The organism is Pseudomonas sp. S2_B10 (assembly GCF_054668425.1).
The window spans coordinates 3,025,464-3,044,715 of the sequence record NZ_CP162768.1; the positions used below are offsets into that span (position 1 = coordinate 3,025,464).

Annotated in this window: 18 protein-coding genes; 10 read left to right on the forward strand and 8 right to left on the reverse strand. The window is 60.9% G+C overall.

Going from position 1 to position 19,252, the window contains the following annotated elements; genetic code table 11:
- Positions 1–24 precede the first annotated feature (24 nt).
- From AB4O45_RS13635 to AB4O45_RS13655, 5 genes are all read right to left on the reverse strand, one after another.
- Positions 25–2,040: a GGDEF domain-containing protein gene (locus AB4O45_RS13635; RefSeq protein ID WP_460160191.1), complete on the reverse strand. Its 2,016-nt coding sequence runs from the start codon at positions 2,038–2,040 to the stop codon at positions 25–27.
- Positions 2,037–2,915 carry an endonuclease/exonuclease/phosphatase family protein gene (locus tag AB4O45_RS13640; RefSeq protein ID WP_024014985.1) on the reverse strand — a complete coding sequence of 293 codons (879 nt, stop codon included), beginning with the start codon at positions 2,913–2,915 and terminating at the stop codon, positions 2,037–2,039. The genes AB4O45_RS13635 and AB4O45_RS13640 overlap by 4 nt, the downstream gene beginning before the upstream one ends.
- Positions 2,916–2,929: 14 nt before the next feature.
- Positions 2,930–3,571, reverse strand: coding sequence for a thiol:disulfide interchange protein DsbA/DsbL (locus AB4O45_RS13645; RefSeq protein WP_016772349.1), 642 nt, complete (start codon positions 3,569–3,571; stop codon positions 2,930–2,932).
- Between the two features lie 199 nt (positions 3,572–3,770).
- The gene (locus AB4O45_RS13650; RefSeq protein ID WP_122506337.1) at positions 3,771–4,382 is read right to left on the reverse strand and encodes a c-type cytochrome; all 612 of its coding nucleotides are present in this window, start codon (positions 4,380–4,382) and stop codon (positions 3,771–3,773) included.
- Between the two features lie 30 nt (positions 4,383–4,412).
- The gene (locus AB4O45_RS13655) at positions 4,413–4,718 is read right to left on the reverse strand and encodes a c-type cytochrome (RefSeq protein WP_016772347.1); all 306 of its coding nucleotides are present in this window, start codon (positions 4,716–4,718) and stop codon (positions 4,413–4,415) included.
- A gap of 191 nt (positions 4,719–4,909) precedes the next feature.
- Here AB4O45_RS13655 and yihA point away from each other — a divergent pair, with 191 nt between their 5' ends.
- Positions 4,910–5,554, forward strand: coding sequence for a ribosome biogenesis GTP-binding protein YihA/YsxC (gene yihA / locus AB4O45_RS13660; protein WP_056791221.1), 645 nt, complete (start codon positions 4,910–4,912; stop codon positions 5,552–5,554).
- 402 nt (positions 5,555–5,956) lie between these two features.
- Here the strand turns inward: yihA and polA are convergent, their stop codons facing one another.
- On the reverse strand, positions 5,957–8,761 hold the full coding sequence (polA, locus tag AB4O45_RS13665) for a DNA polymerase I (RefSeq protein ID WP_252887075.1): 2,805 nt from the start codon (positions 8,759–8,761) through the stop codon (positions 5,957–5,959).
- A 74-nt stretch (positions 8,762–8,835) separates the two neighbouring features.
- Here polA and AB4O45_RS13670 point away from each other — a divergent pair, with 74 nt between their 5' ends.
- Positions 8,836–9,126, forward strand: coding sequence for a DUF2782 domain-containing protein (locus AB4O45_RS13670; RefSeq protein ID WP_041476480.1), 291 nt, complete (start codon positions 8,836–8,838; stop codon positions 9,124–9,126).
- 55 nt (positions 9,127–9,181) lie between these two features.
- Complete coding sequence (locus AB4O45_RS13675) at positions 9,182–10,135, forward strand: homoserine kinase (RefSeq protein ID WP_252868542.1); 954 nt, start codon at positions 9,182–9,184, stop codon at positions 10,133–10,135.
- An 88-nt stretch (positions 10,136–10,223) separates the two neighbouring features.
- Here the strand turns inward: AB4O45_RS13675 and AB4O45_RS13680 are convergent, their stop codons facing one another.
- Positions 10,224–11,144 (reverse strand): zinc ABC transporter substrate-binding protein, encoded by a 921-nt coding sequence (locus AB4O45_RS13680; protein WP_460160192.1) that lies wholly within the window; start codon positions 11,142–11,144, stop codon positions 10,224–10,226.
- 66 nt (positions 11,145–11,210) lie between these two features.
- Here AB4O45_RS13680 and AB4O45_RS13685 point away from each other — a divergent pair, with 66 nt between their 5' ends.
- Genes AB4O45_RS13685 through AB4O45_RS13700 form a run of 4 tightly spaced genes read left to right on the forward strand, consistent with a single transcriptional unit; the run spans position 11,211 to position 14,010 of the window.
- On the forward strand, positions 11,211–11,693 hold the full coding sequence (locus tag AB4O45_RS13685) for a Fur family transcriptional regulator (RefSeq protein ID WP_024014990.1): 483 nt from the start codon (positions 11,211–11,213) through the stop codon (positions 11,691–11,693).
- Complete coding sequence (gene znuC / locus AB4O45_RS13690) at positions 11,693–12,478, forward strand: zinc ABC transporter ATP-binding protein ZnuC (protein ID WP_024014991.1); 786 nt, start codon at positions 11,693–11,695, stop codon at positions 12,476–12,478. The genes AB4O45_RS13685 and znuC overlap by 1 nt, the downstream gene beginning before the upstream one ends.
- A complete protein-coding gene (gene znuB, locus AB4O45_RS13695; protein WP_016772340.1) occupies positions 12,471–13,259 on the forward strand; it encodes a zinc ABC transporter permease subunit ZnuB in 789 nt (262 codons plus the stop codon). Before znuC ends, znuB begins: the two co-directional genes overlap by 8 nt.
- Before the next feature lie 37 nt (positions 13,260–13,296).
- Positions 13,297–14,010: a PA5502 family lipoprotein gene (locus AB4O45_RS13700; RefSeq protein ID WP_460160193.1), complete on the forward strand. Its 714-nt coding sequence runs from the start codon at positions 13,297–13,299 to the stop codon at positions 14,008–14,010.
- A gap of 94 nt (positions 14,011–14,104) precedes the next feature.
- On the opposite strand, the gene katE is transcribed toward AB4O45_RS13700, so the two are convergent.
- Positions 14,105–16,246 (reverse strand): catalase HPII, encoded by a 2,142-nt coding sequence (gene katE, locus AB4O45_RS13705; protein ID WP_150637312.1) that lies wholly within the window; start codon positions 16,244–16,246, stop codon positions 14,105–14,107.
- A gap of 263 nt (positions 16,247–16,509) precedes the next feature.
- Here katE and AB4O45_RS13710 point away from each other — a divergent pair, with 263 nt between their 5' ends.
- The 3 genes from AB4O45_RS13710 (at position 16,510) to AB4O45_RS13720 (ending at position 19,026) form a co-directional block, all read left to right on the forward strand.
- Positions 16,510–17,517: a methionine ABC transporter ATP-binding protein gene (locus AB4O45_RS13710; RefSeq protein WP_016772338.1), complete on the forward strand. Its 1,008-nt coding sequence runs from the start codon at positions 16,510–16,512 to the stop codon at positions 17,515–17,517.
- Entirely contained in the window at positions 17,517–18,191 is a 675-nt protein-coding gene (locus tag AB4O45_RS13715; RefSeq protein WP_460160194.1) for a methionine ABC transporter permease, read from the forward strand. The genes AB4O45_RS13710 and AB4O45_RS13715 overlap by 1 nt, the downstream gene beginning before the upstream one ends.
- A gap of 64 nt (positions 18,192–18,255) precedes the next feature.
- The gene (locus AB4O45_RS13720; RefSeq protein ID WP_252879183.1) at positions 18,256–19,026 is read left to right on the forward strand and encodes a MetQ/NlpA family ABC transporter substrate-binding protein; all 771 of its coding nucleotides are present in this window, start codon (positions 18,256–18,258) and stop codon (positions 19,024–19,026) included.
- The last annotated feature ends 226 nt before the right edge of the window (positions 19,027–19,252 follow it).

A 19,252-nucleotide genomic window follows, 5' to 3' on the forward strand; every position in this document is an offset into this window, starting at 1 on the left:
ATTAAACAAAATGGAACAATTGCCTTAGCCGAGCTCCACTCGGTTGCGTCCGGCGTTTTTTGCCCGATACAGCGCCTGATCGGCTCTTTTCAACACTAGATCGCTGTGTTCTCCGACCCTGAACGATGCCAGTCCCATGGAAATCGTAATGGTCACTCGCTCGCCCTTGAAATGAAACGGGCAGGCTTCGATCGCCGCGCGCAGGGTTTCCAGCAGCTTTGCGCCAACCGCTGGCGGCGTCGCCGGCAGCAACAGCACAAACTCTTCACCGCCGAAACGGGCGATGAAATCCGAGCCGCGCAGGCGCTTGCGCAGCACAGTGGCGATGATCTTCAGGACTTTGTCGCCCGCCAGGTGGCCGTAGCTGTCGTTGATCCGCTTGAAGTGATCGAGGTCGAGCATGGCCAGGCTAAGGGTGTTGCCGTGCTGCTGCCATTGCTGGATTTCATGCTCCAGGCGTTCGCTCCACGCCGCGCGGTTAGGCAGGCCGGTCAACGGATCGATCAGGGCTTTCTGCCGCTGTTCCTCAAGGTGTTCGCGGAAACCCAAGGCTTCCTGCTCCATATGCGCGACCCGCTCCGACAGGCTCTTCAATCTGGCGGCGACTTCCTGTTCGCGTGCGTCGCGCTGCTTCTGGTGCTGGTCCATCGTTCCCAGCAGGCCTTCCAGATGATTCTCCAGCACATGCTTGAGGTCATCGAGGTCGGCTGCTTGCTGGACGCTGCTCTGCAAGCCGTCGACCTGCTCGCGAATCTGCGTGTCCATGGCCCGCGCCGCCGAGCTGTTGTCGGCATGCCCTTCGCTGGCCGCTTGCAGGTTGCTCTGAAACGCTTCAAGGCGTTCGTTGAGCTGTTGCAGATAGGCTTCGAATTCGTGCTGACCGCTATCGGTAATCGCCAGCATCAAAGTTGCAAGATCGTCGAGGATCGGCAGCAGTTCGTACCAGTTCAACCCGTGTTTGAGCCGTTCGCGCATGGCTTCGGCTTGCGGCCGGTGACGCTCGGGCAGGGTCAGGTCGTCGAGCAGGCCGATCAGCGTGTCTTCGATATGTCTGGCCACGGAGCTGTAGGACGGCTCCGGGGAATCCGGCAGAGCGAAGAGGATGTCGTGTTCCGACTGCTCCGGGTCGATAGCGGCCAATGCTTGAGCGATTGGCTCGGGCAAGGGCAGGCTGTCGAGGAGCAGCGGCGAGGGATCGCCGGGGTGGATCAATTCATCGGGGTTGAACGCCTCGGTTGCTGGCGCAGCGACGGTCATCTCGGCGTCCGCGGCGGGTTCAACTTGCGCTGGCTCGGCTTCAACGACGACCACAGGCGCAGCGAACGCAATGACTTGCGGCTCATCAGGCGGCGTCTGGGCGGGCGTTTCGATGATGGTCTCGGGCGCTGCGATCGCTGGCTCCGCGTTGGCCACCGGTGCCGATTGCGCAGGCTCCGGTTCAGGCTGCTGAGCTTCGACCAGCTGCGGCACTGGTGTTGCTGGTATGTCGGCCGCCGGTGCAACGGTTTCTTCACTGTCGCGACTACCAAACAAACGCTGCAACAACCCCGGCCGACCCGGCTCGGCAGGCGTTTCCAACTGACTCAAGGCCTTGCCCTGCAAGCCACTGAGTTCGCTCAGCAGCAGTGGCATTTCCCGCGCCTGACCGACGCGGCTGTCCAGTTGTTTGGCGAATTTCTTCAGCGGTTGCGCGACTTCGCGCGGCAGCGGCAAAGCCTGCAACTGGGTGACCAGCGCGGTCAGCGCGGTGCTGACCTGATCAATGCGGGTCTCACGGCGCTGCTCGGAGTCGAGCACGGCTTTTTCCAGGCGCGGCAGCAGGGCGGCGAGGCCGGCGTCCATGTCATCGGTACGCACCACTTCGCGCATTTCTTTCATGCACTGATCGACGACCTTGTCGGTGCCCTCGGCCGCCAGCGTGCTGCGCACCAGACCGCGCCGCAGCAGGTCGAGTCGCGCGGCCCAGCGGCGTTCGAGCTTGTCCTGCTGTTCGATGCTCTTGAGGTACTTCTCTTTCCAGCGCTGGGCGTCGTCGCTCATTCACAGGTTCCGCGAGGGGCAGGGCTCAACGCGGGCAATGCGTCGGCCGTGAGCGAACCCGGCAGACGAATTTCCACCGCGACCGGCAGGTGATCGGAAATGGGCTGGGCCAGTACCTCGACCTTTTCCAGGGTCAGGGTCGGGCTGAGCAGAATATGATCAAGGCAACGCTGTGGGCGCCAGCTGGGGAAGGTCGCTTCCACCTGCGGGGCCAGTAGGCCGAGATCGCGTAATGGCGAGTGTTCGAGCAGGTCGCTGGCATGGGTATTCATGTCGCCCATCAGCACCTGATGCTTGTAACCGCTGATCAAATCACGAATGTAGGCCAGTTGCAGGCTGCGCGTCCGCGCGCCGAGGGCCAGGTGCATCATTACCACCACCAGCGCTTCCGGACCTTCGCCGAAACGCAGCAGGATCGCGCCGCGACCTTTCGGGCCGGGCAGCGGATGATCCTCGATCGCCCACGGCTTCAGGCGACTGAGCACGCCATTGCTGTGCTGGGCCAGTCGACCGAGGTTGCGATTGAGTTGTTGATACCAGTAGGGAAAGGCGCCGAGGTGGGCCAGATGTTCGACCTGATTGACGTAGCCCGAACGCAGGCTGCCGCCATCGGCTTCCTGCAGGGCGACCAGATCGAAGTCGCCGAGCAGGTCACCGATCTTCTGCAGATTGCCGGAACGCCCGGTGTGCGGCAGCAGATGCTGCCAGCTGCGGGTCAGGTAATGCCGATAGCGCTCGGTGCTGATGCCGACCTGAATGTTGAAACTGAGCAAGCGCAGACGCTGGTCTGCGGGCAGGCCCGTAGACGCCAGATGATGCTCGTTGACCTGCGGATCATGCAGGCCAACGATGCGTTCGGACTTCCAGCGGCGCATGGCGAATGCCGCGCTTAGTTGGCAGCAGCCTTGTTAGCCGCTCGCTCTTTGGCGACCAGATCGTCAGCCAGCTTCAATGCTTGCTCGGCACCACCGGCAGAGCCGATGTCGAAGCGGTATTTACCATTGACGATCATGGTTGGCACGCCAGTGATTTCGTACTTCTTCGCCAGCTCACGGGCCTTGACGATCTGGCCTTTGATAGCGAACGAGTCGAAAGTGGCGAGGAACTTGTCCTTGTCCACGCCTTGAGTGGCGAGGAAGTCAGCCATGTCATTCTTGTCGGTGAGCTTCTTGTGTTCTTTCTGGATCGCGTTGAACACGGCGTTGTGCACCTGGTGCTCGACACCCATGGCTTCCAGAGTCAGGAACATCTGGCCGTGAGCGTCCCATGGGCCGCCGAACATGGCGGGAATGCGCACGAAGTTGACGTCGGACGGCAGTTTTTCAACCCATGGATTGATCACTGGCTCAAAAGCGTAGCAATGCGGGCAGCCGTACCAGAACAGCTCGACCACTTCGATCTTGCCAGGCTTTGCAACCGGCACCGGATTGGCCAGTTCGACATAAGGGGCGGCAGGGGCTTCAGCGGCCTGGGCGGTGACGCCGAACAGGCTGGCAGCGACGAGGGCGGCGCTGATGATCAGATTACGCATGCTTTACTCCTGAACAATTTGGGTCGCCTCGCTCGACCTGTTGCGACACAGATCCTGGCGGGCATGAGTGCTGTAGTGTAACGGCAGCGGCCACAAAAAAGGGCGGCCAAAGCCACCCTTTTTATACTTGCTGCGAAGGATTAATCGAGCGTTAACGTGGCCGGCGTTACGCGCCTCGTGCAACCCTCGAATCAGGGTCTCAGTGCAAGCCCTGGATGTAGCTGGAAACCGCAGCGATGTCTTCGTCGCTCAGCTTGCGTGCGATGGTGCGCATGGTCATTGCGTCGCCGTCGTTGGCGCGACCGCCTTCTTCCTTGCGGAAATCGGTCAGTTGCTTGGCGATGTATTGCGCATGCTGGCCACCCAGGTGCGGGAAGCCTGCTGCAGCATTGCCGGCACCGTTCGGCGAATGGCAGCCGGTGCAGGCTGGCAGGCCTTTTTCCAGGTTGCCGCCACGGAACAGCGCTTCACCGCGAGCGACGATCTTCGGATCGGCGGCGCCGACGCTGCCTTTCTGGCTGGCGAAGTACGCAGCGATGTCGGCCAGATCCTGGTCATTCAGGTTGGTCAGCAGCCCGGTCATTTCCAGCACTACGCGCTTGCCCGACTTGATGTCGTGCAATTGCTTGTCGAGGTAGCGTTCACCCTGACCTGCCAGTTTCGGAAAGTTTGGCGCCATGCTGTTGCCGTCCGGGCCATGGCAGGCTCCGCACACGGCAGCTTTGGCCTGGCCTGCTGCGGCATCGCCGGCAGCATGGGCGACACCTGAAATTCCCACGGTCAACAGCAGACTCACGATCAATTTGTTCATCAGCTAATCCAACTACGGCTAAGGGTTAAGTTATGGACCGGGCTTACTCTCGCTCATCCACAGGATGATGGCCTGGTAATCCTCGGCACTGCAGTCCATGCACAAACCACGCGGCGGCATCGCCTTGAAACCCTGGGTCACGTGTTGCACCAGCGTCCCCATACCTTTCGCCAACCTCGGCGTCCAAGCTTCCTGATCGCCTCTTGCGGGCGCCATGGGTAGTTGGCCGGAATGACAGGCACCACAAACACGGTTGTACACGGCTTCCGGATCCTGTGTAGCCTGTGCGCTGTAAAGCGGCATCAAGACTCCGGCAGCCAGCAGCCATTTCGTCATAAAACGACCTTTTCAGGGTTGAGAGCGTTCTGCGTTCTAATGCGCAATCAAAGTCTGTCGCTCTCGTGAACTTCATCCTTCGCTGGGACAAAGCACACACAAAATCTGCGGCATTATATACTGGCGTCACTGAAACGGAAGCGACACCGCGTTCCGCGCCCAATCCCGGCGCCGCCCACATCGGAAATCCCATGCAACTCAAGAATCCCATCCTCGGCCTGTGCCAACAGTCCACGTTCATGCTCAGTGCCGCCAAAGTCGATCAATGCCCAGACGACGAAGGCTTCGAAGTGGCGTTTGCCGGTCGTTCCAACGCCGGCAAATCCAGCGCGCTGAACACCCTGACCCACGCCAGCCTGGCGCGCACCTCGAAAACTCCGGGTCGCACACAGCTGTTGAACTTCTTCAAGCTAGACGATGATCGCCGTCTGGTCGACCTGCCGGGCTACGGTTATGCAAAAGTACCGATCCCGCTCAAGCAACACTGGCAGCGCCACCTTGAGGCTTACCTCGGTGGTCGGGAGAGTTTGAAAGGTCTGATTCTGATGATGGACATCCGCCATCCGATGACCGATTTCGACCTGCTGATGCTCGACTGGGCCGTCGCCGCTGGCATGCCAATGCACATCCTGCTGACCAAAGCCGACAAGCTCACCTACGGCGCAGCCAAGAACACCCTGCTGAAAGTACAGTCGGAAATCCGCAAAGGCTGGGGCGACTCGATCACCATCCAACTGTTCTCCGCACCAAAACGCATGGGCCTGGAAGAGGCCTACACCGTATTGGCCGACTGGATGGAACTGGCAGACAAAAACACCGAGGCGGCAGCCGAGTAAGACAATTTCAAAACTGACTGTGGTGCTGTCAGGCAAGGCGAAAGCACCGCTAAAAAGCGGAGTTTAGGGTACCTAAATGAGCATTTTTAGCGGTGCTTTTAACGCAGCATGACGGCATCACAGCCAGTTTTGGGGCAAAAAAAAGCCCCGGACTTCATTGGGGAGGGAGAAGTTCCGGGGTTCAAGTTCCGAACCGCTAGGGCGGGGTTCAGATATCTGCCAACACTTAACACAACATAGGAGCATCGAAGGGCTTCACCAGCCATTCAGTACCTCTGAGTGTTCGGTCGACAGATTAGTTCAGATTTTTTTCAAAAAGCTTTGGAATAGCCTCAAGCATTTATCGTTCTAAGCCGGTTTACGGGACTTGCCGCGACGTCGCGTCGCGGCACCTTTACAAACTCAGTGCGCCTCATCCCAGTTGTTGCCCACGCCAACTTCCACCAGCAGCGGCACATCCAGTTTCGCCGCTTCGCTCATGTGCGTACGAATTTCGGCACTGACCTGCTCGACCAGATCCTCGCGAACCTCCAGCACCAGTTCGTCGTGCACTTGCAGGATGACCCGGGCATCCAGCCCCGACGTGGCCAGCCAGTTATCCACAGCCACCATCGCTTTCTTGATGATGTCCGCTGCCGTGCCCTGCATCGGCGCGTTGATCGCTGTGCGTTCTGCAGCGGCGCGTTCCTGCGGCTTGTTCGAGTTGATCTCCGGCAAGTACAGGCGACGACCGAAGAAAGTTTCGACGTAACCCTGATCCGCCGCTTGCGCGCGGGTACGCTCCATGTATTCGCGCACGCCTGGATAACGGGCGAAGTAGGTGTCGATGTAAGCCTTGGCGGTCTTGGTGTCGACGCCGATGTCCTTGCCGAGCTTCTGCGCGCCCATGCCGTAGATCAGACCGAAGTTGATCGCCTTGGCGCTGCGGCGCTGGTCGGAGGTCACTTGATCAAGCTCGACCTTGAATACTTCGGCAGCGGTCGCGGTGTGCACGTCGAGGTTGTTGCGGAAGGCGTTCATCAGGCCTTCGTCGCGGGACAGGTGCGCCATGATCCGCAACTCGATTTGCGAGTAGTCCGCCGCCAGCAGTTTGTAACCCTTCGGCGCGACGAACGCCTGACGAATGCGCCGGCCTTCGGCAGTGCGTACCGGGATGTTCTGCAGGTTCGGATCACTGGAGGACAGGCGTCCGGTCGAAGCCACAGCCTGGTGATACGAGGTGTGGATGCGCCCAGTGCGCGGGTTGATCTGTTCGGGCAGGCGATCGGTGTAGGTGCTTTTCAGCTTGCTCATCGAACGGTGCTCCATCAGCACCTTCGGCAAGCGGTGATCGTCTTCGGCGAGTTTCGCCAGCACTTCTTCAGCGGTGGACGGCTGGCCCTTGGCGGTTTTCTTCAGCACCGGCAGGCCGAGCTTTTCATAGAGAATCACGCCCAGCTGCTTCGGCGAGCCGAGGTTGAATTCCTCCCCGGCAATTTCGAAGGCTTCACGCTCCAGCGCGACCATTTTGTTGCCCAGCTCAATGCTCTGAATGCCGAGCAGTTCGGCATCGACGAACGCGCCCTGGCGTTCGATGCGCGCCAGTACCGGTACCAGTGGGATTTCGATGTCGGTCAAGACGCTGGCCAGGCTCGGAATCGCGCTGAGCTTGTCGAACAGGATCTGGTGCAGGCGCAGAGTGATGTCGGCGTCTTCGGCGGCATACGGCCCGGCCTGTTCCAGAGCGATCTGGTCGAAGGTCAGTTGCTTGGCACCTTTGCCGGCGATGTCCTGGAAGCTCACCGTGGTGTGGTCAAGGTACTTCTGCGCGAGGCTGTCCATGTCGTGACGGGTCGCGGTGGAATTGAGTACGTAGGACTCGAGCATGGTGTCGAAGGCGATGCCGCGCACGCTGATGCCTTCACTCTGATCGCCGCCAATGGCGCAGTTGGCCAGAATGTTCATGTCGAACTTGGCGTGCTGGCCAACCTTGAGTTTGCTCGGGTCTTCCAGAATCGGCTTGAGTGCCCGCAGCACGGTGTCGCGATCCAGCTGCTCAGGCACGCCGATGTAGGAGTGGGTCAGCGGGATGTACGCAGCTTCGTTGGCCTGTACGGCGAACGACAGACCGACCAGTTGCGCTCGCTGCGCGTCGATGCCGGTGGTTTCGGTGTCGAAGGCGATCAGTTTGGCGTTGCGCAGTTTTTCCAGCCAGACGTCGAAGCGAGCCTGATCGAGGATGGTTTCGTACGCGGCCTCGGCAGGGGCAACAGGTGCCTCGGCTTGCGGGGCGCTGAACAGATCATGGGCGGGCGCAGGTTCGGCCGCCGCACTCAGTTCCAGACGCTTGGCATCGCGATCCAGATCATTGAGCCAGCTCTTGAATTCCAGCAGGGTGTACAGCTCGTAGAGTTTGGCCGGATCTTCCTGGCCCATCTGCAGATCATCGAGGCCGATATCCAGCGGCACGTCGACCTTGATGGTCGCCAGTTGATAGGACAGGAAAGCCATTTCCCGATGCTCTTCGAGCTTGGCCGGCAAGGTTTTTGCGCCACGGATCGGCAGGGTCGGCACGATGTCGAGGTTGGCGTACAGCTCGGTCAGACCGCCGTTGACGCCGACCAACAGGCCGGACGCCGTCTTCGGGCCGATGCCCGGCACGCCCGGAATGTTGTCGGAGGAATCGCCCATCAGTGCCAGATAATCGATGATCTGCTCCGGTGCGACGCCAAATTTCTCCTTCACGCCTTCCACATCCATCGAGCTACCGGACATGGTGTTGACCAAGGTAATGTGGCCGTCGACCAGTTGCGCCATGTCCTTGTCACCGGTGGAAATGATCACCGGCCGATCTGCTGCCGCACTGCTGCGGGCGAGGGTGCCGATCACGTCGTCGGCCTCGACGCCGTCGACGCACAGCAGCGGGAAGCCGAGGGCGATCACGCTCTGGTGCAGCGGCTCGATCTGCACGCGCATGTCATCGGGCATGCTCGGCCGGTTGGCCTTGTATTCGGCGTACATCTCATCGCGAAATGTTCCACCCTTGGCGTCGAACACCACGGCGAAGGGGCTGTCCGGGTACTGCTTGCGCAGACTCTTGAGCATGTTCAGCACGCCTTTGACCGCACCGGTCGGCAGGCCTTTGGACGTGGTCAGTGGTGGCAGTGCATGAAAGGCGCGGTACAGGTAAGACGAACCGTCCACCAGGACGAGGGGGGCTTGGCTCATGAGCAGGATCAACCTTTTCGGCGGGTCCGGCGCTAGAATAGCGGGACCGTTGACGACAAAGGGACAAGGTTATCATGCGTACGTTAAATCGCTTGCTGCTGGTCGGGTTGATCGCTGTCTCACCACTGGCCGCGATTGCGGCGGATGATGCGCCGGGCGGCGACCCCGAGGTCACCATCCGCACGGAGGGCGACAAGACTATTCAGGAGTACCGTCAGAACGGTTTCCTGTATGCGATCAAGGTCACGCCGAAGGGCGCGCCGCCGTACTTTCTGGTGCGCGCCGACGGAACGGATGCCAACTTCATCCGCTCGGACCAGCCGGATATGCTGATCCCGTCATGGAAGATCTTCGAATGGAAGTAGGTTTTTAATTCACTTGTGGCGCCGCCGTTGCGGCGCCCGTACTGGCAGTCAAGACATGTCTGTGTTCACTCCCCTGGCTCGGCCCGAGCTGGAAACCTTTCTCGCCCCTTACGGGCTCGGCCGCCTGCTCGATTTCCAGGGGATCGCCGCCGGCAGCGAAAACACCAATTTCTTCATCAGTCTGGAGCAGGGCGAGTTTGTCCTGACCCTGGTCGAACGCGGCCCGGTGCAGGAGATGCCGTTCTTCATCGACCTGCTCGACGTGCTGCACGAAGCCGAACTGCCGGTGCCTTACGCCCTGCGCACCACTGACGGCGTGGCACTGCGTGAACTCAAAGGCAAGCCGGCGTTGCTGCAACCGCGTCTGTCGGGCAAGCACATCAAGGTCGCCAACGCCCAGCATTGCGCCCAGGTCGGTGAGTTGCAGGCACATCTGCATCTGGCGACTCAGGGCGAGCGCATGATCAAGCGCAAAACCGATCGCGGCCTGGACTGGATGCTGGAGGAGGGCACTGAATTTCTCTCGCACCTGAGCGATGAGCCGCGTGCCTTGCTGCAAAAGGCGCTGGATGAGATCACCGAGCGCAAAGAGAAGATTCTTGCGCTACCTCGCGCCAATATTCACGCCGATCTGTTCCGCGACAACGCCATGTTCGAAGGCACCCATCTGACCGGGTTGATCGACTTCTACAACGCCTGCTCGGGGCCGATGCTGTACGACGTGGCGATCGCGTTGAATGACTGGTGTTCGGACGAGGAGGGCGTGATCGATGGCCCGCGCGCCCGGGCATTCCTCGGTGCCTACGCGGCGCTGCGCCCGTTCACGGCGGCGGAGGCTGAGCTCTGGCCAACGATGTTGCGTGTGGCTTGTGTGCGGTTCTGGCTGTCACGCCTGATCGCCGCCGAGCAGTTCGCCGGGCAGGACGTGTTGATTCACGATCCGCAGGAATTCGAGCAGCGCCTGGCGCAGCGGCAGCAGGTGCACACACCGTTGCCTTTCGCCCTTTAAGATCAAAAGATCGCAGCCTTCGGCAGCTCCTACAAGGGATTGATGTACACCCTGTAGGAGCTGCCGAAGGCTGCGATCTATTTCTGGGTTACAGAGATTCCAGGCATCCCGCCAAATCATTGCCCAACTTTTCCAGCACCTGCTCATAGCCCTCAGCCGTCGCCGGCGTATAACCACCCAACGCATCCAGCTCGGCGAGTTTCACCGGCAAACCGGCCACCAGGGTTTCCGCCAGGCGCGGACGCAATGGCGGCTCGCTGAACACACAGGTCTTGCCTACTTCCTGCAAACGCTTGCGCATCGCCGCGACATGCTGGGCGCCGGGCTGTACTTCGGCGGCCACCGCGAACACCCCGGCGTGCTTCAGGCCGTAAGCGTCTTCGAAATAATCGAAGGCTTCGTGGAAGACGAAGTACGGCTTGCCTTCGACATTGGCAAGACGCTTCTTCAAGCGCTGATCCAGCGCATCCAGACGTTCATCGAAGGCTTTGGCATTGCTCTGATAGCGCTGGGCATTGGCCGGGTCGGCGGCGCTGAGGTCGGCGGCCATTTTGTCGGCGATCACCCGCGCATTGACCGGTGACAGCCACAAATGTGCATCCAGCGAGCCGGGGCGATGATCGTGATCATGCTCGTCGGCTTCTTCGGCATGGGAATGGTTGTCCGCGCCGAAATGCCGCAGCTTGAGCCCCGGCAGATCCTGCACGGCGACGCTCGGCAGGCTGCGACCGCCGAGTACGCGCGGCAGGAAACCTTCCATGTCCGGGCCGATCCAGTAGAGCAGATCGACTGACTGCACCTTCCGTACGTCGGATGGGCGCAGGGCGTAATTGTGCGGCGAGGCACCCGGCGGCAGCAGCACCTCGGGAATCGCCACGCCGTTCTGCACGGCAGCCGCAATCAGCTGCAACGGTTTGATACTGGTGAGCACTTTGACCTCGGCCTCGGCCGTACCGATCAGCAGAAAACTGGCAACAAAAGCCACAAAAACAGAAAAAAGTCGGGACACGATGATCACTCAAGGAAGCGAGAACGGGTAACATAATAACGTCTCCAGCAAATCTCGTCGCCGCTCATGCCTATTACACCGATTGCCAGCCGTCCCCACGACCACTCCCATTGCGTGCACAGCGCTCTGTCCGAGGCCGATACCTTGTGCGCGCAGAAAGGTTTGCGTCTGACTGCCCTGCGCCGCCGCGTGCTGGAACTGGTCTGGCAAAGCCACAAGCCGCTGGGTGCCTACGACATCCTTGCGGTGCTCAGCGAGCAGGACGGCCGCCGCGCCGCGCCGCCTACGGTGTACCGCGCACTGGATTTCCTGCTCGAAAACGGCCTGGTCCATCGCATCTCGTCGCTCAACGCCTTCGTTGGCTGCGTGCATCCTGAACACGCGCATCAAGGCCAGTTCCTGATCTGCCGCGAGTGCCACGCCGCCATCGAACTTGAGCAAAAAGTGATCAGCGACGCGATCATCAGCAGCGCCAAAGACGTGGGTTTCATCGTCGAAGCGCAGACGGTCGAAGTGGTTGGTCTGTGCGCCGGTTGCCAGGGGGCCTGATGAGCAACGCGCTGATCCGTCTGGAGCAGGTCGCCGTCACGTTTGCCGGGCAGACCGTGCTGGACAACATCGAGCTGAGCGTCGAGCCGGGGCAGATCGTCACCCTGATCGGCCCCAATGGCGCCGGCAAGACCACGTTGGTACGCGCCGTGCTCGGGCTGTTGAAGCCAAACAGCGGCAGCGTCTGGCGCAAACCGAAGCTGCGCGTCGGCTACATGCCGCAGAAGCTGCATGTCGACCCGACCCTGCCGCTGTCAGTGCTGCGCTTCCTGCGCCTGGTGCCTGGCGTCGATCGTTCGCGTGCCTTGGCCGCGTTGAAGGAAGTTGGCGCTGAACACGTGATCGACAGCCCGGTGCAGAGCGTTTCCGGCGGCGAAATGCAGCGCGTGCTGCTGGCTCGGGCACTGCTGCGCGAGCCGGAACTGTTGGTGCTCGATGAGCCGGTGCAGGGCGTCGACGTGGCCGGGCAGGCCGAGCTGTACAGCTTGATCACCCGTCTGCGCGACCGCCACGGTTGCGGCGTGCTGATGGTGTCCCACGATTTGCATCTGGTGATGAGCACTACCGATCAGGTGGTCTGCCTCAATCGTCACGTCTGCTGCTCCGGGCATCCCGAGCAGGTCAGCGGCGATCCGGCATTTGTCGAGTTGTTCGGCAAGAACGCGCCGAGTCTGGCGATCTATCACCACCATCACGACCACGCCCACGACCTGCACGGTTCGGTGGTCAAAGGTCCGCTCGGCGGGCAACCTCATGTTCATGGAGACGGCTGCAAGCATGGCTGATTTTCTTTTGTATGCCCTGCTTGCAGGTCTGGCCCTGGCGCTGGTGGCCGGACCGCTCGGCTCGTTTGTGGTGTGGCGGCGCATGGCCTATTTCGGCGATACCCTTTCCCACGCTGCGTTGCTCGGCGTGGCGCTGGGCTTTCTGCTGGACGTCAGCCCGACGGTGGCGGTGACGGTCGGTTGCCTGCTGCTGGCGGTGCTCTTGGTGACGTTGCAACAGCGTCAGCCACTGGCGTCCGACACACTATTGGGAATTCTTGCGCCGAGCACCCTCTCTCTCGGCCTGGTGGTACTAAGCTTCATGCATGAAGTGCGGATCGACCTGATGGCCTATCTGTTCGGCGACTTGCTGGCAATCAGTCCGAGCGATCTTGCGTGGATTCTCGGTGGCACCGCGGCGGTGCTGGTGTTGCTGGTGACGCTGTGGCGGCCGCTGCTGGCGGTCACCGTGCACGAAGAATTGGCGCGGGTCGAAGGCCTGCCGGTTGCGGGTTTGCGCTTGGCGCTGATGCTGTTGATCGCGGTGGTGATCGCCGTGGCGATGAAAATCGTCGGGGTGTTGCTGATTACATCGCTACTGATCATCCCGGCGGCTGCGGCACAGCGTCACGCCCGTTCGCCGGAGCAGATGGCCTTGGGCGCGAGCCTGCTGGGCATGCTCGCGGTGTGCGGCGGGCTGGCGTTGTCGTGGTTCAAGGACACCCCGGCGGGGCCGTCTATCGTTGTGACGGCAGCCGCGCTGTTTCTGTTGAGTTTTGTTCTGCCCCGTCGTGGGGTGTAGACTTGGCCGCTTTTTGCGCAATTAGAGAGTCGCAGGAATGAAGCCGTTCGCCTCCCGTTATCTGCTCCTTGTCGCATTTTCAGTGCTACTGGGCGCCTGCCAAAGCACGCCGCCGGTGGCTGAACTCCCGGACGCGCGGGCTACGGCCATCGCACAGCTGGAGCAAAGCCTGGCCAGCAGCGAACTGGCCACCGCCGAAGACCAGTTGGCCGCGTTGCAGGCCGCGACCCCCAACGATCAGTCCCTTGAGCAGTACCAGCGGCAGCTGGCCGAGGCGTACCTGCGCCGCAGCCAGATCGTTCTGCAGAAAGGCGATGTCAACGCTGCCGCCACCGCGCTCAGCCGCGCCCGTGCTCTGATGCCCAAGGCGCCAGCGCTGACCGGCGGCGTCAACGGCGCGATCACCGAAGCGCGCAAGGCCGAGCTGGAAAAGGCCGAGGCCGCGCTGCTGGCTGCCGAAGCCAGGCCGAAAGCCAAGGTCATCGACCCGACCGCCGAGAGCACCACTGTTGCGTTGAACATCGGCGATATTCACAAGCTGCAACGGCAACTCGATGCTATCGCCGCCGATGTGGTGAATTACGAATGCGCTGTCAGCATTCAGGCGCCGCGCACCGCGGATTATCCTTGGCTGGCGACGTTGCTGAGCAAGCGAGTAAAGAAGCTCGATCCTGATTTTGATTTGCAGATCGAGAAGCAGATCTTGCGCACGGTTCCGGCGCAGATGGTTTTAAGCCCGCGCAAGCCATAAAAAGCTTCGCGAGCAGGCTCGCTCCCACAGGTGCAACAGCGTACCTGTGGGAGCGAGCCTGCTCGCGAAAGCGTCCTCTCAACCAATAAAGGTCTTAAGCCGGAATAGCCTTGGCCTTAGGCTCCCGCGCCCAGACCCGATGCTTGCCGATCGCGGCGAAGAACGGCTTGGTCAACGCCCCGACATCCGCGCCCTGCAACAACCCCGCATCCGCGTCGAGCTTCAACAGGTCCTGCAACTGCTTGGCCTCGCCGTGCAGCGCGATCGCCTTGAGATGCTTGTAAGCTTCGAGCAGATAATGCAACGCCACGCCGTCACCGCTCAACGCGGTAATCGACGCCGCGCCACCCGGTACGAACACCGCATCGAACGCAATTGAAGGCATGCCTTCCATCGAGGCATCCACCGGCAATGCCTTGCCATCAGCGGTCTTCACTGGCGCCGAGGTCGGGCCAAGCAGTTTCGCGTGGGCACCTTCGGCTTCCAGCGCCTTCTTCATCGCATCGATGGCCGCAGCGTCAACACCGTTGGCAGCAAGGATCGCCACTTTGCGCGTCTTGATGTTGCCTGGCAGCAGGTTGGCCTGGCTCAGCGCTGGCGATTGCTCCAGCGAGGTCTTGCGCACTTCGACCGTGCCTTTGGCTGGTGCCGGCAAACCAAGGTTTTCAGCCACACGTTTGGCCAGGGTCAGGTCGATATTGGCGAGGATCTCGTTCACTTCACGGGCACGGATGAACTCACGTTCGACCTTGCCCAGCTCGAAGCTGTAGGCAGCGATGATGTGCTCTTTTTCGTGGTCGCTCATGCTGTTGAAGAACAAGCGGGCCTGGGAGAAGTGATCGCTGAACGATTCGCTGCGCTGACGGATCTTCGCCGCATCGATGCGCTCCGGGTAGCTCTCGAAACCACCGTCCTGTGCCGCTGGCGGGGTTTCTTTTGGCCAACCGCCGTCGATCGAGTTCGGCTCGTACGAGGCACGCCCCTTGTCGATGGTGGTGCGGTGTTGCGCATCGCGCTGGCCGTTGTGGAACGGCGCCACCGGACGGTTGATCGGCAACTCATGGAAGTTCGGCCCGCCGAGTCGGCTGATCTGCGTGTCGGTATAGGAAAACAGCCGACCTTGCAGCAACGGGTCATTGGAGAAGTCGATACCCGGCACAATGTGGCCAGGGCAGAAGGCGACCTGCTCGGTTTCGGCGAAGAAGTTGTCCGGGTTGCGGTTCAGGGTCATTTTGCCCAGCGGCGTAATCGGGACGATTTCTTCTGGAATGATCTTGGTCGGGTCGAGGATGTCGAAGTCAAAATCGTGTTCGTTCTCTTCTTCGACGATCTGCACGCCCAGTTCCCATTCCGGGTAATCGCCCATCTCGATCGCTTCCCACAGGTCGCGGCGGTGGTAGTCGGTGTCCTTACCGGCGAGCTTCTGCGCCTCGTCCCACACCAGCGAGCAAGTGCCGGCGGTAGGGCGCCAGTGGAATTTGACGAAGCGTGATTTGCCCTCGGCGTTGATCAGGCGGAAGGTGTGCACGCCGAAGCCCTGCATGCTGCGCAGGCTTTTCGGGATCGCCCGGTCGGACATCGCCCAGATGACCATGTGCGCCGATTCCGGCACCAGCGAGACGAAGTCCCAGAACGTGTCGTGAGCCGAGCCGCCGGTCGGGATTTCGTTGTGCGGCTCGGGTTTCACCGCGTGGACGAAGTCCGGGAACTTGATCGCGTCCTGAATGAAGAACACCGGCATGTTGTTGCCGACGAGGTCGAAGTTGCCTTCGTCGGTGAAGAATTTCACCGCAAAGCCGCGCACGTCACGCACGGTATCGCCGGAACCCCGTGGCCCCTGCACCGTAGAAAAACGCACGAACACCGGGGTTTTCTTGCCCGGATCCTGTAGGAAACCGGCCTTGGTCAGTGCTGCATGGTTCTCGTAAGTCTGAAAGAAACCGTGCGCGCCGGTACCGCGCGCATGGACGATACGCTCCGGAATGCGCTCATGGTCAAAGTGCGTGATCTTTTCACGCATGATGAAATCTTCCAGCAGCGACGGCCCGCGCGGCCCGGCTTTGAGGGTGTTCTGGTTGTCGGCGATCTTCACGCCCTGATTGGTGCGTAGCGCCTGACCGGTGGCGTCGGAACGGAATTCTTCCAGGCTGTCGAGCTTGGCGTTGGTGTTGGCGCGATCCGGGGTATCGGTCCCGGCCATTTCGCTTTTATCAGGTGCAGGCTTTTTGATGCTCATCAGACGTAAACTCCTCGTTTGGCCCCGGATGCCTTCCGAAGACCCTTGAGTGATTCCCGGGCACGGCACCCAGGGGTTTCAAGTCGCTTAAGTAGTGACTGATGAGCGTTTCAGCCGTTCCGTTTATCTGACCTTTGATCGCGTTATTGCCAAATTGAAGGTTAATTGCGAAATAAATGCTAAGAACCTCTATACGGACAGGCTAAAATGCGCGCCCGGCTAACCGCTGATCCTTTTCCAACGCGCCCCACAAGGTTCGCTACGTGATCGAGTTTCAAAACGTCCACAAGACTTACCGCGTTGCCGGTAAGGATATTCCCGCGCTGCACCCGACCAGTCTCGCCATCGAGAACGGCCAGGTGTTCGGCCTGATTGGCCATTCCGGTGCGGGCAAAAGTACCCTGCTGCGTCTGATCAATCGCCTGGAAGACTCCAGTGGCGGCAAGATCATCGTCGACGGCGAAGAAGTCACCGCACTGGACGCCAACGGCCTGCGCCGTTTCCGCCAGCAGGTCGGGATGATCTTCCAGCACTTCAATCTGCTCGCCTCCAAGACCGTCGCCGACAACGTGGCCCTGCCGCTGACCCTGGCCGGTGAGCTGTCGAGCAGTGAAATCAACCAACGGGTGGCCGAGCTGCTGGCGCGGGTCGGTTTGTCCGACCACGCGAAAAAGTACCCGGCGCAACTGTCCGGCGGTCAGAAGCAGCGCGTCGGCATCGCCCGTGCGCTGGCGACCAAGCCGAAGATTCTGCTGTGCGACGAGGCCACCAGCGCCCTCGACCCGCAGACCACCGCATCGGTCCTGCAACTGCTGGCAGAAATCAATCGCGAGCTGAAACTGACCATTGTCCTGATCACCCACGAAATGGACGTGATCCGTCGAGTCTGCGATCAGGTCGCGGTGATGGACGCCGGCGTGATCGTCGAGCAGGGTCCGGTGGCCGATGTGTTCCTGCATCCGCAGCACCCGACCACCAAGCGTTTCGTCCAGGAAAGCGAGCAGATTGACGAGAGCGAGCAGCGTGACGATTTCGCCCACGTGCCCGGGCGCATCGTGCGTCTGACCTTCCAGGGTGAAGCGACCTACGCGCCGTTGCTCGGCACCGTCGCCCGGGAAACCGGCGTCGACTACAGCATCCTTGCCGGTCGCATCGACCGCATCAAAGACATTCCGTACGGGCAACTGACCCTCGCTGTCACCGGTGGCGACATGGAAGCGGCGTTTGCCCGCTTCACCGCCGCTGACGTTCACATGGAGGTGTTGCGCTAATGGCCGACCTGATAAGTTTCTTCGCCAATATCGACTGGTACGAAATCTGGCTGGCGACTGGCGACACCATGCTGATGCTCGGCGGTTCGCTGTTGTTCACCGTGCTGCTCGGTCTGCCGCTGGGGGTGCTGCTGTTTCTCTGCAGCCCGCGTCAGTTGCTGGAGAACCGTGGCCTCTACGCCGTGCTGTCGCTGGTGGTGAACATCTTGCGTTCGCTGCCGTTCATTATTCTGCTGATCGTGATGATCCCGTTCACCGTGCTGATCACCGGCACCTCGCTGGGTGTGGCCGGGGCGATCCCGCCGCTGGTGGTGGGCGCCACGCCGTTCTTCGCGCGTCTGGTGGAAACCGCGCTGCGCGAAGTCGATCGCGGCATCATCGAAGCGACCCAGTCGATGGGCGCGACCACGCGGCAGATCATCATGAACGCCCTGCTGCCGGAAGCCCGTCCGGGCATCTTCGCAGCGATTACGGTGACAGCGATTACACTGGTGTCCTACACGGCGATGGCCGGTGTGGTCGGCGCCGGTGGTCTGGGCGACCTGGCGATCCGTTTCGGCTACCAGCGTTTCCAGACCGACGTGATGATCGTCACCGTGGTGCTGCTGTTGATTCTGGTGCAAGTGCTGCAAATGGTTGGCGACCGCCTGGTCGTGCATTTCTCGCGCAAATAAGCGGTTTTTTAATCAAGAGGCGCCGGCCATTCGCTGGCGGGCGCCCTCACAAGGAGTTAGCTGAATGAAAAAACTGATCGCTGCTTTCGCCGCTGTTGCGGCGTTTTCGGCCCACGCCGAGACCCTGACCGTTGCCGCCACTCCGGTGCCGCACGCGGAAATCCTCGAGTTCGTCAAACCGGCCCTGGCCAAGGAAGGCGTGGATCTGAAGGTCAAGGTCTTCACCGACTACATTCAGCCGAACGTACAGGTCGCGGAAAAGCGTCTGGACGCGAACTTCTTCCAGCACCAGCCGTATCTTGATGAATTCAACAAGGCCAAGGGCACTGATCTTGTAGCCGTGACCGGTGTGCATCTGGAGCCACTGGGCGCATATTCGAGCAAGATCAAGGATCTGAAAGACCTGCCCGGCGGTGCCAACGTGGTGATCCCGAACGACGCCACCAACGGCGGCCGTGCGCTGTTGCTGCTGGACAAGGCTGGCGTGATCAAGCTCAAGGATTCGAAGAACATTCTGTCGACCGTCAAAGACATCGCCGAGAATCCGAAAGACCTGAAGATCCGTGAACTGGAAGCCGCGACCATCCCGCGCGTGCTGACTCAGGTCGATCTGGCGCTGATCAACACCAACTACGCGCTGGAAGCCAAGCTTGATCCGTCCAAGGATGCGCTGGTGATCGAAGGCAACGACTCGCCATACGTAAACATCCTCGTGTCCCGCCCGGACAACAAGGACAGCGACGCGATGAAGAAACTGGCGGCTGCGCTGCACAGCCCGCAAGTGAAGCAGTTCATTACCGAGAAGTACAAAGGCGCGGTATTGCCGGCGTTCTGATTTGGATGGCTGCAATGAAAAAGGGGACGCCAATGGCGTCCCCTTTTTTGTGTCTGGTGTCTGGCTTTGGACCTGCTTTGAAGCTGCCCCTCACCCCAGCCCTCTCCCGAGGGAGAGGGGGCCGACCTTCAAGCTTTTCGAGCCTGAGTTCGACTCACAATTGGAGGTCGGCGCAATTCGAATAAACACCTCGGCCAGTCCCCTCTCCCTCTGGGAGAGGGTTAGG